Below are 15,355 nucleotides of genomic sequence, written 5' to 3'. Positions count from 1 at the left end.
GCGAGCGGTGACGCGGGCCCGCGGGGGCGCGGCGGGGTCGAGGGGACGGGGGGCTCCATGGGGCTGCCTTGTCCGGGCAGCGGCGCGTTCCGGCGCGGCCTGGCGCCCGGCGGACGAGTCCTGTGTTGCTCCACCGGACCAACCTAGGTCCGGCCGTACCGATAATCCGGATTGGGACACGCGTTTTGGCTGAGCTTGGCCGAGCGTTCGACAGAGCGGCGGTACGGTACGGGGCCGACGGCGGGGCGGGGGCGGCGCGCGACACGCCGTAGACTGGTGGATCGCCTGGACCGCTCGGACGAACAGGGCGGTGCGCAGCACCCTCCGCCATCCGGCCGCCCACCCGGCAGTCACCAGCCCCTCACGTACGGGAAGTCGCAACGTGTCGCTCACGATCGGAATCGTCGGTCTGCCCAACGTCGGCAAGTCGACCCTGTTCAACGCCCTGACCAAGAACGACGTCCTTGCGGCCAACTACCCGTTCGCGACGATCGAGCCGAACGTGGGCGTGGTCGGCGTCCCCGACCCGCGCCTGACGAAGCTGGCCGAGATCTTCGGCTCGGCGCGGGTGCTGCCCGCGACGGTCGACTTCGTCGACATCGCGGGCATCGTGCGCGGCGCCAGCGAGGGTGAGGGCCTTGGCAACAAGTTCCTCGCGAACATCCGCGAGTCCGACGCGATCTGCCAGGTCATCCGGGCCTTCAAGGACGAGAACGTCGTCCACGTCGACGGCAAGGTCTCGCCCAAGGACGACATCGAGACGATCAACACCGAGCTGATCCTCGCCGACCTCCAGACCATCGAGAAGGTCCTGCCGCGCCTCCAGAAGGAGTCGCGCATCAAGAAGGACGTCGCCCCGAAGGTCAAGGCCGTCGAAGAGGCCAAGGAGATCCTGGAGAAGGGCGACACGCTGTTCTCCCAGGGCATCGTCCAGGGCTCGGAGCGCTCGGAGCTCCTGCACGACCTGCACCTGTTGACCACCAAGCCCTTCCTCTACGTCTTCAATGTCGACGAGGACGAGCTGACGGACGACGACTTCAAGGCGGAGCAGCGCGCCCTGGTCGCCCCCGCCGAGGCGATCTTCCTCAACGCGAAGCTGGAGGCGGACCTCGCCGAGCTCGACGACGACGAGGCCCTCGAACTCCTCCAGTCCGTCGGCCAGGAGGAACCCGGCCTCGCCACCCTCGCCCACGTCGGCTTCCGCACCCTCGGCCTGCAGACCTACCTCACGGCAGGCCCCAAGGAATCCCGAGCCTGGACCATCAAGAAGGCCGCCACGGCCCCCGAGGCAGCCGGTGTCATCCACACCGACTTCCAGAAGGGCTTCATCAAGGCCGAGGTCATCTCCTTCGACGACCTCGTCACCACGGGCTCGGTCGCCGAGGCCCGTGCGGCGGGGAAGGCTCGTATGGAGGGCAAGGAGTATGTGATGCAGGACGGGGATGTGGTGGAGTTCCGCTTCAACGTCTAATACGTTCGGCGAAAGGCCGTCTGACCTGCGACGGAGTGGGTTGGGCGGCCTTTGCGGTCCGCACAGAGTCCGCAGCGTTTGACGCGTATTCGGTACAGCCCTGGCGGATCCCGTTACGCTCCGACACGTGGTCGCCGGCACGGTGAGCTGACCAGGCAGAGTATGGAAACGAGTAGTGATCGAGTGGGGTTGAGTGCGGTCGGCGCGGGGGAGCAGGAACTCCCTATGCCGTTGACACTGGGGGAGCTGGAGTCGTATCTGGCAAAGGCGGCTGATCTGCTGCGGGGCAGCATCGATCAGGCGGACTTCAAGGCGTACATCTTCCCGTTGATGTTCTTCAAGCGGATCAGCGATGTGTACGACGAGGAGTACGCCCGCGCTCTGGACGAGTCTGGTGGCGACCACACGTATGCGGCGTTCGAGGAGAACCACCGGTTCACCATCCCCGATGGATGCCACTGGGCAGATGTGCGCGAGCGTACCGAGAGCGTCGGTGAGGCGCTCAAGACCGCTTTCCGCGGGATCGAACAAGCCAACCAGGGCACGCTGTACGGCATCTTCGGGGGCGCGACCTGGACTAACAAGGACAAGCTCCCGGACAGCAAACTGATCGACCTGATCGAGCACTTCTCGACCAAGATTCTTTCGATCTCCCAGGCCGCCCCCGACGTGCTGGGGCAGGCCTACGAGTACCTGATCAAGCGGTTCGCCGACCAGTCCAACAAAAAGGCCGGCGAGTACTACACCCCGCGCGAGGTGGTCGCGCTGCTGGTCAACATCCTCGACCCCCAGGAGGGCGAGACGGTCTACGACCCGGCCTGCGGCACCGGCGGCATGCTGATCGAGGTCATCCAGCACATCAAAGCCCGCGGCGGTGACCCGAAGACTGTGCTCGGCAAGCTGTACGGCCAGGAGAAGGTGCTCACCACCTCAGCGATTGCCCGGATGAATCTACTACTGCACGGCGTGGAAGACTTCCATATCGAGCGCGGCGACACACTGCGCGACCCGGCCTACTTCGACCACGGCCGACTGGCCAGGTTCGACTGCGTGATCGCCAACCCGCCGTTCTCGTTGAAGAACTGGGGCCACGAGCAGTGGGCCTCCGATCCGTGGGGCCGCAATGAGCTGGGAGGGGTTCCGCCGAAGGGGTACGCCGACTGGGCCTGGGTCCAGCACATGCTCACCTCCGCCACACCCACCGGAGGAAGGGTCGCGGTTGTCCTCCCGCAGGGCGCCTTGTTCCGTCAGGGCGCCGAGGGTCGCATCCGCGAGCACGTTCTCAAAGCTGGCTCCGTGGAGGCTGTCATCGGCCTGGCGCCCAACTTGTTCTACGGCACCGGCCTGGCCGCCTGCGTGCTCATCCTGCGCCGCCAGCGCCCCGCAGAACAGCAGGACAAGGTGCTCTTCGTCAACGGCGAAAGACGTTTCAAGCGCGGCCGCAACCAGAACACCCTCGAGCCCGACCACGCCAAGTCCCTCCTGAAGGCATACCAGCGGTACGCCGACCAACCCGGCCTGGCCTCGGTCGCGACCCTGGACGACATCAAGGCCAACGGCTGGAACCTGAACATCCCGCTCTACGTCGAGCCGGAAGACACCGGCGAGCAGATCACCCTGGAGCAGGCCTTGGCCGACCTGAAGACCGCGCACGCGAAGGGCCGCGAAACCCGCGCAGCACTGGAGACCGAGCTGGCGAAGTGGGGGCTGGGCGCATGACCACGACGAGTCCGAAACGGATCACCCAGCGGGAGCTGGAGTCCTACCTGTGGGGTGCCGCAGTACTGCTGCGCGGCCTGATCGACGCTGGCGATTACAAGCAGTACATCTTCCCGATGGTCTTTCTCAAGCGTCTCTCCGACGTCTACGACGAGGAGCACGCTGCAGCCCTGGAGATGTACGGCGACGAGGAGCTTGCCGACCTTCCGGAGAACCACCGCTTCGCCATCCCTGCCGACGCCCACTGGGCCGACCTACGCAAGGTCACTAGCAACGTCGGCACCGCGCTCAAGGCCGCGATGCGAGCCATCGAGTCCGCCAACCCCGATACCCTCACCGGCGTCTTCGGAGACGGCGAGTGGACCAACAAGGACCTGCTCCCCGACTCGACCCTCTCCGACCTGATCGAGCACTTCTCGATCAAGAAGCTGTCGGTTGCGAACCTGCCCGAGGACGAGCTCGGGCAAGGCTATGAGTACCTGATCAAAAAGTTCGCTGACGACTCCGGTCACACCGCCCAGGAGTTCTACACCAACCGCACTCTGGTGCACCTGATGACGATGATGCTCCAGCCCGAGCCGGGGGAGTCGGTTTACGACCCCACCTGTGGCACCGGCGGCATGCTCATCTCCACCGTCGCCGAGCTCAAGCGCCAGAGCAAGGAGTGGCGCAACCTGCGCCTGTACGGCCAGGAGCTCAACTACGGCACCTCGGCGATCGCGAAGATGAACCTCTTCCTCCATGGCATCGCCGACGGTCACATCACCCATGGCGACACCCTCGCTAAGCCGGGCTTCCTCGACACCCAAGGCCAGCTGCAGACCTTCAACGTCGTCCTGGCCAACCCGCCCTACTCCATCAAGGCCTGGAACCGGGCCGCCTTCACCAAGGATCCCTACGGCCGCAACATGTGGGGCGTCCCGCCACAAAACCGGGCTGACTACGCTTTCCTGCAGCACATCGCGAAGAGCCTAGACCCGAGAACCGGCCGTGCTGCGATCCTCCTGCCGCACGGTGTGCTGTTTCGCCGCGATGAGGTCGTCGTGCGGGAGGGCTTGGTCGAATCAGACATGGTCGAGTGCGTGCTCGGGCTTGGCGAAGGGCTGTTCTATAACTCGCCAATGCCAGCAGCCGTTGTCATCCTGCGCACGCAGAAGCCACGCGAGAGGCGAGGCAGGATTCTGCTGATCGACGCGAGCAAGGAGGTTGCGCGCGAGCGGACGCAGTCATTCCTCCGCGCAGCAAACCAGGCAAGGATCCTTGATGCCTACCAGGCTTTCGAGCCCGTTGACGGCTTCGCAGCTGTGGTGACCATTGATGAGGTCCGCCAGCGCGGGCACTCGCTGGCCATCTCCTCGTACGTCACCTCAGCGACGGACAGCAGAGCTAGCGCTGGTGGTGAGTCGCTCGATGTCGCACTGAGGAAGTGGCGTGCGGCCGCAGCGGAATCCGACCGGGCGGTCGAGGAAGTCCTGGCCATGCTCGGCGAGGAGGTGTCTCAGTGAACCTCAACCTGGACAAGTCCGCCTGGAAGCGCGTCGCCCTCGGCGACGTCGCAAGGCACGTCACCGATCGCGTCGATGCCGAGATGTCTGGACTCGAGCGCTTCCTCGCGGGTGAGCACATCCCTAGCAACGACCTCGCAGTCACCCAATGGGGCGTCATCGGGCGCGACCCGATCGGGCCCATGTTTTATAAGCGGTTCAAGCCTGGCCACGTCCTCTACGTCTCACGGCGCTCCTACCTGCGTAAGACGGCCGTCCCAGAGTTTGAGGGCATCACTGGAGAAAAGACCTTCGTGCTGGAGAGCCGTGATGAGTCGGTCCTGCTCCAGCGGTTCTTGCCGTTCGTCCTCAGTGCTGAGGTATTCCACTCGTACGCGGTTGCCAACTCCCGCGGTTCGGTCAACCCGTACATCAACTGGACGGAGCTGGCGAACTACGAGTTCGACCTCCCACCCCTTGACGAACAACAGCGCCTCGCCGACCTCCTCTGGACCATCGAGGGGCACAGGCGTTCGATCGTGAGCGCGATGGCAGCAGGCCTCAGTGTTAAGTACGCATGGCTAGGTACTTCGATTGGCAGCCTCGTGGACAGAGAAGCTGTGCCGTTCGAGCGTGTATGGGAGCGATCCCCCGAGAGCGGGTGGTCTGCTGCACCTGTCGACGAGGCGACAGGCCACTATGTGCTGTCGCTGGCAGCCATAGGCCAGTTTGGCTACCGCGCCGGCCAACTGAAGAACGTTCCGGACAGTCCCGAAGTGAGGGCGGCCAGACTCAATCAGGGAGACCTGTTGATCTCGCGAGCGAACACAGTCGAGACCGTCGGCCGCCCCTGCATTTTCACGGAGGATCGGTCAGACGTCTCGTTCCCGGACACGATGATGCGTCTGCATCTCGTTGACGACGTTCAGCCCGCGTTTGTAGAGGCAGTCCTCGCTAGCCCTCACGGGCGCAGGCACATGAGGAGAAACGCCGCCGGGAGTGCGACCAGCATGGTCAAGATCAACCGTCAGTCGCTGTCTCGCTTGGCGTTCCCGACGGCAACCGCTGAGGAACAGAACGAGTTCCTTGACAGGCTTGCGCGATTCGATGAAGCAGCGGAGTTGGTGCAGTCCGATCTCCTCGCACTGAATACCTCACGAGGCGCCGTGTCTGCCGAGATCTTCGGAGGTGCCGCGTGATCTTCAACGAGGCGAACACCGTCCGCGACTTCGTCCGGGATCTGGTGGAGTCGGTGGACGCGCGATTCGTGCCGGGGAGTCATTTGCCGCGGCGCACCGATGAGGTGTTGCTGGAGCAGCAGGTGCGGGAGGCGTTATTCCGCCTCAATCCGACCATCAAGGCGGATCCGCGTCTGGCCGATGAGGTGATCTACCAGCTGCGCGCGATCCTGATCTCCGCGCGCAGCACGCCGAATCCGGTGGTGGCAAACGCGGAGTTTGCGGCATGGCTCACAGGGCAGAAGTCGATGCCGTTCGGGCCCGATGGCGAGCATGTGACCGTCAAGCTGATCGACTTCGATCATCCCGGCGAGCGCAGCGCGAATGACTGGGTCGTCTCCACCGAGGTGGCCTATGGGGTCGGGCGGCTGGAGCGGCGCTTCGATTTGGTGATCTGGTGCAACGGCTTTCCGTTGGTCGTTGGGGAAGCGAAGTCACCGGTGCGGCCGGCGTACTCCTGGATCGACGCGGCCGCACAGATCAAGGAGGACTACGAGGTCAACGTACCGGCGTTCTTCGTGCCGAACGTGCTCAACTTCGCTACCGAGGGCAAGGACTTCCGCTACGGGTCGGTCGGAATGCCGGTGGAGCTGTGGGGGCCGTGGCGGGCGGAAGAGTCTGATGACGACCACACGCCAGTGAAAGTGGGCCTCGCGACGGTCAAGGAGGCGGTTGAGGGCGTTCTGGATCCGGATGCGATCTTGGACTTCCTGCGGTTCTTCACACTATTCGCGACCGACAAGAAGCACCGCAAGATCAAGGTGATCGCACGGTTCCAGCAGCTCCAGGCGACCAACCTGATCGTGGAGCGGGTGCTGCACGGGCGGATCAAGCAAGGGCTGATCTGGCACTTCCAGGGGTCGGGGAAATCGCTGCTGATGGTGTTCACCGCGCAGAAGCTGCGCGCGACGGCGGGGCTGACCTCGCCGACGGTGATCATCGTGGTCGACCGGATCGACCTGGACACCCAGATCACTGCGACGTTCAACGCCTCCGACGTACCGAACCTGGTCTCCACTGAATCCCGCAGGGAGCTACAGGAGCTCCTCGCCGCGGGAGCGCGGAAGATCATCATCACCACGATCCACAAGTTCGGCGAAGCGCCCGGTGTGCTGGATGCGCGCGACAACATCATCGTGATGGTCGACGAGGCCCACCGTTCCCAAGAGGGCGATTATGGCCGCAAAATGCGCGAGGCGCTGCCCAATGCCTTCCTGTTCGGGCTGACTGGTACGCCGATCAACAAGCGCGACCGCAACACGTTCATGTGGTTCGGCGCCGAGGCTGATAAGCACGGCTATCTCTCGCGCTACTCCTTTTCCGATTCCATCCGTGACGGCGCCACTCTGCCCCTGCACTTCGAGCCACGCCTTTCCGAGATCCACCTGGACGAAGAGGCGATCAAAGCGGCCTTCGACGAGCTCGCCGACCGCCACGGGCTCACCGAGGAGGACCGCAGCACCCTGTCGAAGAAGGCCGCCTCCCTGGAGGCGTTGATTAAGGCCCCTGGCCGGGTCCGCAAGATCGCTGCCGACATTGCCGAGCACTTCACTACGAAGGTCGAGCCGCAAGGCTTCAAGGCGCAGGTCGTGGTCTACGACAAGGCCACCTGCGTTGCGTACAAGAAAGAGCTTGACGGCCTGCTTGGCCCGGATGTGTCCACGATCGTGATGTCCGCCGGTCGCGGTGACAAGCTGGCGTGGAAACAGTGGACCCCGGGCCGGGAGGAGCTGGAGCGGATCACCGCCCGCTTCAATGACCCGGCTGACTCGCTGAAGATCATCATTGTGACCGCGAAGCTGCTCACCGGCTTCGACGCCCCGATCCTCTACGCCCAGTACATCGACAAGCCCCTGCGTGAGCACACCCTGCTCCAGGCGATTTGCCGCACCAACCGGGTCTACCCGCCCGCGAAGACCCACGGCCTGATAGTGGACTACCTCGGCATCTTCGATGACGTCGCCAAGGCCTTCGAGTTCGACGACAAGTCCGTCCAGCAGGTCATCTCCAACATCGCTGTCCTCCGCGAGCAGCTCGGCCCTGCGATCGAGGCTGCTCTGGCTTTCTTCCCGGGCGTTGACCGCACCGTCGGCGGCTATGAGGGTCTGATCCAGGCACAGACCGCGATCGGCTCCGACGAGTCCCGCGACGCCTTTGGAGCCGCGTACAGCGTCGTCGCCCAACTGTGGGAGACCCTCTCCCCGGACCCGGTCCTGTCCGAGTACGAGTCGGACTACCGCTGGCTGACCGATGTCTACCAGTCCGTGCAGCCCACCGATGTCACCGGCCGGCTGGTCTGGCACACGCTGGGCGCCAAAACCCTCGAGCTAATAAACGAGCATGTCACCGTCGAGGTCCCTCGCACCGACCTGGAGACCATTGTCCTCGACGCTCAGGTCATCGAGGACCTGATGACCGGCAAGCGCAAGGACATCGACCCCGTCGAGGTCGAGAAGTGGATTACTGCCCGCATTGCCAAGCACGTCGGCAACCCGGCCTTCGTTGAGCTTGGCCAGCGGTTGAATGCCCTGCGGGAGAAGTACGCACACTCGCAGCAGGTATCGTTGGAGTTCCTCAAGGAGCTCTTCGCGCTGGCGCGAGACACGGTCGCAGCGGAGAAGGCCGCCGCTGAGGTGCCCCGCGAGGAGCGCGGAAAGGCTGCCTTGACAGAGCTCTTCGAGTCGCTCAGGGGCGAGGAGACCCCGATCATCGCCGAGAAGGTTGTCGATGAGGTCGACTCCGTTGTCCGTACCGTCCGCTTTGACGGCTGGCAGGGCACCAATGAAGGCGATCGCCTTGTCCAGCAGGCACTACGCAAGGCGCTTTACATCAAGTTCAAGATCCGCGACCAGGATGTTTTCGGGAAGGCGCTGGGATACATCCGGGAGTACTACTAGAGTCGCCGAAGTCTTGGGAGTCTCAGGCTCCGCTGCGGGGAATCTGCAGCGGAGCAGGTCGGGTGGCCTTCACCGTCCGCACTGAGTCGGCAGCGCGCTGGCTTCGGCCAGCCGGGGGGTAGCCGCTATGCCGCTTCAGTGACAAGCGTCTCGCCGTCCGCAGGGCAGTCCGCGTACGCCTTGTCGACGGCGGCCCGGGTCCGCTCCTCGGAGTCGGGCCACAGGTGGGTGTAGATGTTCAGCGTCATGGCCGCGTTGGTGTGGCCGAGACGCTCGGAGACCGTCTTCACGGACTCGCCGTGCTTGATCAGCAGGCTGGCGTAATGGTGCCGGAGGGCGTGGGGTCCGGTGCCCTTCGGTATGCCGGCCTTCGCGCAGGCGGGCCGCCAGGACGCGTCCATGAAGTGCGTGTAGACCACGGGTCCGCCCTGCGGCGCCGTGAAGATCCAGCCCTCGGGCCCATCGGCGGGAAAGTCCCGCAGGTGGGCCTTCATCGCATCCACCGCCATGCGGGGGAGCGGGACCGTGCGGTGCGAGCGAGCGGTCTTGGGCGGGCAGACGTACACGCCGTGCTTGGCGGTCTGCTGGATCTGCTGCTCGACCGAGACGGTCGCGTGCAGCAGGTCCACGTGCCGGAGCTGGAGACCGAAGAGCTCTCCGGGGCGGAGCCCGGTGGCTGCGCCGAGCAGCACGAGGCCCTTGTACCGGGCGGGTATCTCCTCGGACAGAGTCCGTACCTGCTCGACGGCCAGGGGCACGATCTTCTTCCGTGGCACCGAGGGCAGCTTCGCCTCCTGGCACGGGTTGTGGGGGATCATCCGGTCACGGACAGCCGCCCGGAAGACGGCGTTGACCGTGTTGAAGACGGTTCGTGAGGTGCTGGCGGCCAGCCCGTGCGTGGTGGTCAGGCCGGTGACCCAGCTCTGTACGTCGCCAGGCTTGATGGCGCCGAGTGGCCGCTTCTCCCAGGCCGGGTAGACGTAGCAGCGCAGGTGCTGGGCCACCGCCTTGGCCGTGGAAGGCCGGTGCGGTTGGATGGCCCGCCATTCCTCCGCGTACTCCTTGAAGGGCTTCTTCGCCGATCGCGGGTCGACGTACTGACCGGTGACCAGGCTGGCCGTGACCTCGTCGATCCACCGTTGGGCGTCGATCTTGCGGTCGAAATGGCGGGCGTGCTCCTTGCCGTCGAGATCGCGGTAGCGGGCACGCCATTTGCCGTTGGAGCGCTTCTGGATGTTGGCCAAGTGGCCTCTCCTTCGTGTCGGTTGTCAGTAGTGGCCGCCGTCCTCGATGTCGCTGCTGAGGGTGCGAGCGTCCCGCTCGTCGCCCATGAGGCGGAGGCACTGCTCGTGGATGGCCCGCGAGCTGTCGGGGTGGGCCTTGATGTGGTCGGCGATGGCGACCACGGCGTGATGGAGGCGGTCTCGTGCGTCGCGGGTCTCGTAGAACGCCTCGACGGCTTCTTGGACGAGCCGCCGGCTGGCGATGTCGAGCCCTTCCAGGGGCGGTGACATCAGTTCTTCGAGAGGGAGCTCGAAGACGCGGGAGAAGGCGAGGGCCTCGTCGAGGTTGATGCGCCGGCGGGGGGTGGCGTTCTCGATGCGCCAGACCGCTGTCTGGTTCATCTTGACGCCGGCTCTGGTCACCCGCTCGGCCAGCTCGGTCGTGCTCCACCCTCTGACCTCGCGTTCCAGGGCGACGCGTGCGGCCACGTTCCCTTCGCTGTAGAGCAGCGGCACCTCGCCGCCCTCGGGTCTATCGCCTGCCATCGAGCCTCCATCGTCACCGTCGCTATCCCAATTGAAACATAGGCTTCCCGATTTGGTTAACCATCGATCCCGAGGTACAACTCTATGCAGATCGAATCGCCACCTAGCCGAATGGGAATGCATGCGATACCTGACCACTGCCGAGGTCGCCGAGCGCTACCGCACGGCCGAGAGCACCGTCCGCTACTGGCGCCACATCGGAAAGGGGCCGCGCGGCATCAATGTCGGCAAGCGGGTGCTCTACCCCGAGGCCGAGCTGCTGCGCTACGAGCACATCCTGATCCAGGGCCAGGAGGAATGGGGCCTGGCCTCGTGAGCCGCCGACAGGCCCAGACACAGCAACGGCCCTCGGCGCGCCAACGCCGAGGGCCGGAGATTCCCCTGCACGTCGCCCATCCCTGAACGAACGAACCGGTGAGAGGCGGGACCTTGCCCGTCCCGTCCCTCACCTGAGAGGAACGTCAATGGAGGACTCTACGTCCCCCGCCACCTCGAAGGCGTCCGAGGTTGTCTGGCCCACCCCCGCGGTCCCCGGCCAGGGCATCCCCTGGCGCAACGGGGACCGAGGCGGGGACCGAACGGAGTCACGGTCCCCTGCTTCGACGGGTGTTCCGGTCGGGGGCCGAAATTCCCTCAGCACGGAGCATGCGCAGGTCAGCGTCTTGGGGACCGGTCCCGCCGGAGCGGAAGCCGGGGACCGGGTGGAGACTTTCGGTCCGCCGGTCCCCGAGCCTGATCCCCGAATTTCGGGCGAGCACGCCATGCTCCGAGCCGATGGTGAGGGCCACGGTCCCCACGAATCTGCGGGGACCGTGGTCCCCGACGGCGGATCGGGGACCGGGGACCGCGCTAGTACGGGCGGCGAGACGGCCGACGAGGGAGCCGCGCTGCTGGACGACCTGCGCGCGGCGATCGGCCGGTACGTGGTGCTGCCGAGCGACGAGGCTCTGACGGCGGTCACGTTGTGGGTGGCGGCCTCCCACATCCAGCCCGCCCTCCAGCACGCCCCACGGCTGGCGGTGGTGGGACCGACCAAGGGGTGCGGCAAGTCCCGCGTCCTGGACGTGCTCCACGAGACCGTGTCCCGGCCGATGATGACCGTGAACACCTCACCGGCGGTGGTCTTCCGGATCATCGGCGAGGACCCGCCGACGCTGCTGGTGGACGAGGCCGACACCATCTTCGGCCCGAAGGCTGGCGACAAGGAGGACCTCCGGGGTCTGCTGAACGCCGGACACCAGCGCAACCGCCCCGCCTGGCGGATATCCGGCCCGGAACACAAGCCCACCGCGTTCCCCACCTTCGCCATGGCCGCACTGGCCGGCATCGGCGACCTACCGGACACGATCATGGACCGCGCCGTCGTGCTCCGCATGCAGAAGCGCAAGCCCGGGGAGAAGGTCGCCCCCTTCCGCTCCCGGCACTCCGTCCCGGAACTGAACGCACTGCGCGACCGGCTGGCCGCATGGCTGACCCCACTGCGCGGGACAGCGCACCGCCTGGCGCCACCGATGCCGGTCGAAGACCGGGCCGCGGACACCTGGGAGCCCCTGGTGATCGTCGCCGACCTGGCCGGCGGCCACTGGCCCGCCCAGGCCCGTGCCGCCTGCCTGTCGATGACCCGCACCGAACTGGTCCAGGACGAACAGACGACGCTGAAGACCCGGCTGCTCCGGGACATCCGCCGCGCCTTCGAGCAACACGGCGACACGGAGGCGCTGCGCAGCCACGACCTGCTCGCCGCCCTCCTCCAGGACGCCGAGGCGCCGTGGGCCGAGTACGGCACCAAGGGCCTGAACGCCTACCACCTGGCCAACCTGCTGCGGGACTTCGGCATCAGCCCGGCCAACCACCGCTTCGAGAACGGCAGGCAGGCCAAGGCGTACGCCCGCAACCAGTTCCTCGACGCCTGGGCCCGCTACTGCCCCGAACCCGCCCAACCGGCCCCCGCAGCCAACGAGGCCGCGCTCGCACGTCGGTCCCAGGTCAAGCCGCCGACCTCTCCGTCCGGGACGTTGCCCATCGGTCCGCCCGGGGGGCCTGCCAGCCCCAGGCCCACGCGCTGACACCAGCTCCGTATCAATCCGTCGCATCCGTCCCCGCGCAGGTCAGCGCGGGGACGGAGTTCCTTGCCAATACGGATCACTCCGTACCTGCGACCACCTCCGTACCTGCCCTGACCAGCTACGGGACGGATGCAACGGACGTGACGAAGCCCCACCCCACACGACCACCGGAGCAGCACCATGCCCGACACGAGCACCGATGACTCCCCCACCCGCCGCCGCAAGGGCTTCTTCGGCCTGACCCGCCGATCAGCAGCAAGCTGGAGCGAACGAGCCTCTAACGAGGCTTCGTCCGCGCTTGCCCCCGCCCCAGGGGTGGCGGAGGAGAAGGCCGAGCGCCGGGGGGCGCCCGAGCCGGAGGAGGGTATAGCCGAGACCAGCTGCCCGCCCGCAGCCGACTCCATCGCCCCTCGCACTCAGCCGTCGACCGATGTCCACTCGCCCGTCGAGCAGCCCTCCTGGCGAGATCTCGATGCCCCCGTCCTGCCCGCGCTGATGAACCGCAAGCGCACCGTGGAGAAGCGCGACCAGGAGAAGACCATCCGCTTCACGCGAACCGCGGTGAGCGTGATCAGCGCCGCCGCTCACCAGCGCGGTCAGAAGTTCGCCGGATTCGTCGGGGACGCCGCCCTCGCCGTTGCCCTCGGCAAGGCGGGGCTGGTCGGCAGCCCGGAGGACGACCCGGTCCGTCCGCTGATCGAGGCCGTCGAGGCACACACGGTGGCGCTGAACCGCATCGGCGGCAACCTCAACCAGATCACCGCAGCCATCCACCGCGGAACGGTGCCCGAGCGCGCCGAGGCGGTGCTGGACCGCGTCGAGCAATCGGCCGAGAGCAGCTACCGACTGATCGACCAGCTCCTGGCGGAAGGCACCGCGCATGGTTCCTGACGTCTCCACCGGCTCCGACACCCGCGGACTGATCGTCTACCTCTTCGGCCCTGGCCGCCGCGACGAACACACCGACGCTCACATCGTCGCCGCCTGGGACATGGCCGGCGCCCCCGACCCCGGCCGCGACCCGGCAGCCACCTACACCCAGCTCGCCAAGCGCCTCGACCACCACGTCGACCTGCGCACCCGCGAGCTGGGCGGCAAGAAGCCTCCTCAGCACGTCTGGCACTGCCCGGTCCGCACCGCGCCCGGCGACCGCTACCTCACCGACGCCGAGTGGGCCGAGGTCGCCCGCCGCATCGTTCACTCCACAGGCATCGCCCCCGAAGGCGACGAGAAGGCATGCCGGTGGATCGCGGTGCGCCACGCCGACGACCACATCCACATCATGGCCATCACCGTCCGCGCCGACGGCCGCCGCCCGCGCACCCACCACGACGGACAACGGGCCCAAGCCGAATGCCGCAAGATCGAAGCCGAGTTCGGCCTGCGCCGCCTGAAGTCCGGCGACCTCACCGCGCCCCGCTCCCCCACCGGCGCCGAACGCGCCAAGGCCGAACGCCAGGGCCAGACGGTCACGGCACGGCACTGGCTGCGCGAGCAGGCGTACGCGGTCGCCGCCGCCGTACACAATGAAGCCGACTACTTCACCGTGCTGCAGTCACTCGGCATCAAGGTCAAAGCCCGCCTCGGCCCCGAGACCGGCGACGTGATCGGCTACAGCCTGGCCGCCCCCGGCGACACCAACGCGGCCGGCGAACCCGTCTGGTACGGCGGCTCCAAACTCGCCCCCGACCTCTCCGTCAACCGCCTACGCGAACGCCTCCCCGACCAGGAGGAAGCCGACCAACCCCGGTATGCGGCGGACCCCGCCGACCCATGGCGGCACACCACCACCGCCGTACACGCGGCACACACCGCCCTCGGCTCCGATGACGATGCCGCCGCCCAAGGCCACCTGGCCGCCTTCGGCGACGCCCTGTACAACATCGCCAGCGCCACGACCGGCCCCCACCGGGCGGAACTGCAGGCAGCGGCAATGGCGTTCAACCGCGCCCGCCGCTGTGCCACCCGCGCCGACCACCAGGCCGCCACCGCCCTGAGCAAGGCCGCCAAGGAACTCGCCTACGCCTCCAACGAGCCCGGCGGACTCACCATCGCCCTGCTCTTCGCCACCGTGCACCTGGCCCGCGCCGCCGCCAAGTGGCACGAGCAACGCGGCCACGAACAGCAGGCGGCAGCAGCCGAACAAGCCTTCCGCCACCTCCAGGCGGGCTACCAACAGGCCGCCACACCCGTCCTGGCGGACTTGACCCGCCGCGCACCACGAGCCGCAACCGCCCGCCGCTTCGAACAGGACGTTCGCGCGGCTCTCCCCAACCACGCCGACCGGATCCTCGCCGACCCCACTTGGACCGCCCTGACCACCACCCTCGCCCAAGCCGAGACCGCCGACCACAACCCCCGACGTCTCCTGACCGAGGTGGGCGCCCAGCGGGAACTCGACAGCGCCGAGCACCCCGCCGAGGTCCTCAACTGGCGCATCACCGCTCAACCGAACCGGCGGACGCAAGCAGCTCGCAGCCGAAGCACCATCAGCGGAACGCCGTCCATGTCCACCACGCCACACCCTTCGGCCACACCAGCCGCGAGGCCCGAAGAGCGCAGTCGGCACCGCTGACCCCGGTCAGATGCCCTTCTGCGGACGCGCATCTTCTGCCGTAGCCAGGGTGTCCCAGCTGTCCGACGGTCTGGCTGTAGCCCTGACCAGCAAGAACAGCCCGGACAGCTCCACGTGGAGCTGTCCGGGCTGTCCG

General features: G+C 66.8%; 11 protein-coding genes. 9 read left to right on the top strand and 2 right to left on the bottom strand.

The genetic code is table 11. The features are described from left to right. Positions 1–382: 382 nt before the first annotated feature. From ychF to IG78_RS0113605, 5 genes are all read left to right on the top strand, one after another. On the top strand, positions 383–1,471 hold the full coding sequence (gene ychF, locus IG78_RS0113625) for a redox-regulated ATPase YchF (RefSeq protein WP_030562691.1): 1,089 nt from the start codon (positions 383–385) through the stop codon (positions 1,469–1,471). Positions 1,472–1,660: 189 nt separating this feature from the next. Beyond that, the gene (locus tag IG78_RS0113620; RefSeq protein WP_225882081.1) at positions 1,661–3,190 is read left to right on the top strand and encodes a type I restriction-modification system subunit M; all 1,530 of its coding nucleotides are present in this window, start codon (positions 1,661–1,663) and stop codon (positions 3,188–3,190) included. After that, complete coding sequence (locus tag IG78_RS0113615; RefSeq protein WP_030562688.1) at positions 3,187–4,695, top strand: type I restriction-modification system subunit M; 1,509 nt, start codon at positions 3,187–3,189, stop codon at positions 4,693–4,695. The genes IG78_RS0113620 and IG78_RS0113615 overlap by 4 nt, the downstream gene beginning before the upstream one ends. Further along, positions 4,692–5,873, top strand: coding sequence for a restriction endonuclease subunit S (locus IG78_RS0113610; RefSeq protein WP_051852605.1), 1,182 nt, complete (start codon positions 4,692–4,694; stop codon positions 5,871–5,873). Before IG78_RS0113615 ends, IG78_RS0113610 begins: the two co-directional genes overlap by 4 nt. Continuing rightward, positions 5,870–8,809, top strand: a complete 2,940-nt coding sequence (locus IG78_RS0113605; RefSeq protein WP_030562684.1) for a type I restriction endonuclease subunit R — start codon at positions 5,870–5,872, stop codon at positions 8,807–8,809. The genes IG78_RS0113610 and IG78_RS0113605 overlap by 4 nt, the downstream gene beginning before the upstream one ends. A 125-nt stretch (positions 8,810–8,934) precedes the next feature. Here IG78_RS0113605 and IG78_RS0113600 read toward each other — a convergent pair whose 3' ends face one another. Both IG78_RS0113600 and IG78_RS0113595 read right to left on the bottom strand, forming a co-directional pair. Beyond that, positions 8,935–10,053, bottom strand: coding sequence for a tyrosine-type recombinase/integrase (locus tag IG78_RS0113600; protein WP_030562683.1), 1,119 nt, complete (start codon positions 10,051–10,053; stop codon positions 8,935–8,937). A gap of 24 nt (positions 10,054–10,077) precedes the next feature. After that, complete coding sequence (locus IG78_RS0113595; RefSeq protein WP_030562681.1) at positions 10,078–10,578, bottom strand: helix-turn-helix transcriptional regulator; 501 nt, start codon at positions 10,576–10,578, stop codon at positions 10,078–10,080. Between the two features lie 121 nt (positions 10,579–10,699). Here IG78_RS0113595 and IG78_RS0113590 point away from each other — a divergent pair, with 121 nt between their 5' ends. The 4 genes from IG78_RS0113590 to IG78_RS0113575 all read left to right on the top strand — a co-directional run bounded on the left by IG78_RS0113590 (position 10,700) and on the right by IG78_RS0113575 (position 15,219). Continuing rightward, positions 10,700–10,894: a helix-turn-helix transcriptional regulator gene (locus IG78_RS0113590; protein WP_030562679.1), complete on the top strand. Its 195-nt coding sequence runs from the start codon at positions 10,700–10,702 to the stop codon at positions 10,892–10,894. Between the two features lie 445 nt (positions 10,895–11,339). After that, positions 11,340–12,644: a DUF3631 domain-containing protein gene (locus IG78_RS0113585; RefSeq protein ID WP_225882080.1), complete on the top strand. Its 1,305-nt coding sequence runs from the start codon at positions 11,340–11,342 to the stop codon at positions 12,642–12,644. Between the two features lie 315 nt (positions 12,645–12,959). Beyond that, positions 12,960–13,535 (top strand): MobC domain-containing protein, encoded by a 576-nt coding sequence (locus IG78_RS0113580; protein WP_030562674.1) that lies wholly within the window; start codon positions 12,960–12,962, stop codon positions 13,533–13,535. Further along, positions 13,525–15,219, top strand: coding sequence for a relaxase/mobilization nuclease domain-containing protein (locus IG78_RS0113575; protein ID WP_030562672.1), 1,695 nt, complete (start codon positions 13,525–13,527; stop codon positions 15,217–15,219). The genes IG78_RS0113580 and IG78_RS0113575 overlap by 11 nt, the downstream gene beginning before the upstream one ends. Positions 15,220–15,355 lie beyond the last annotated feature (136 nt).

Source organism: Streptomyces aureocirculatus (assembly GCF_000720475.1).
GTDB lineage: Bacteria > Actinomycetota > Actinomycetes > Streptomycetales > Streptomycetaceae > Streptomyces > Streptomyces aureocirculatus.
This window is presented reverse-complemented; position numbering and strand designations above follow the sequence as displayed.

Bases quoted from the DNA above. Each gene is read 5' to 3' on its own strand.
- IG78_RS0113615 (WP_030562688.1), top strand. From the start codon at position 3,187: ATGACCACGACGAGTCCGAAACGGATCACCCAGCGGGAGCTGGAGTCC.
- IG78_RS0113595 (WP_030562681.1), bottom strand. From the start codon at position 10,578: ATGGCAGGCGATAGACCCGAGGGCGGCGAGGTGCCGCTGCTCTACAGC.
- IG78_RS0113590 (WP_030562679.1), top strand. From the start codon at position 10,700: ATGCGATACCTGACCACTGCCGAGGTCGCCGAGCGCTACCGCACGGCC.
- IG78_RS0113585 (WP_225882080.1), top strand. From the start codon at position 11,340: ATGCTCCGAGCCGATGGTGAGGGCCACGGTCCCCACGAATCTGCGGGG.
- IG78_RS0113575 (WP_030562672.1), top strand. From the start codon at position 13,525: ATGGTTCCTGACGTCTCCACCGGCTCCGACACCCGCGGACTGATCGTC.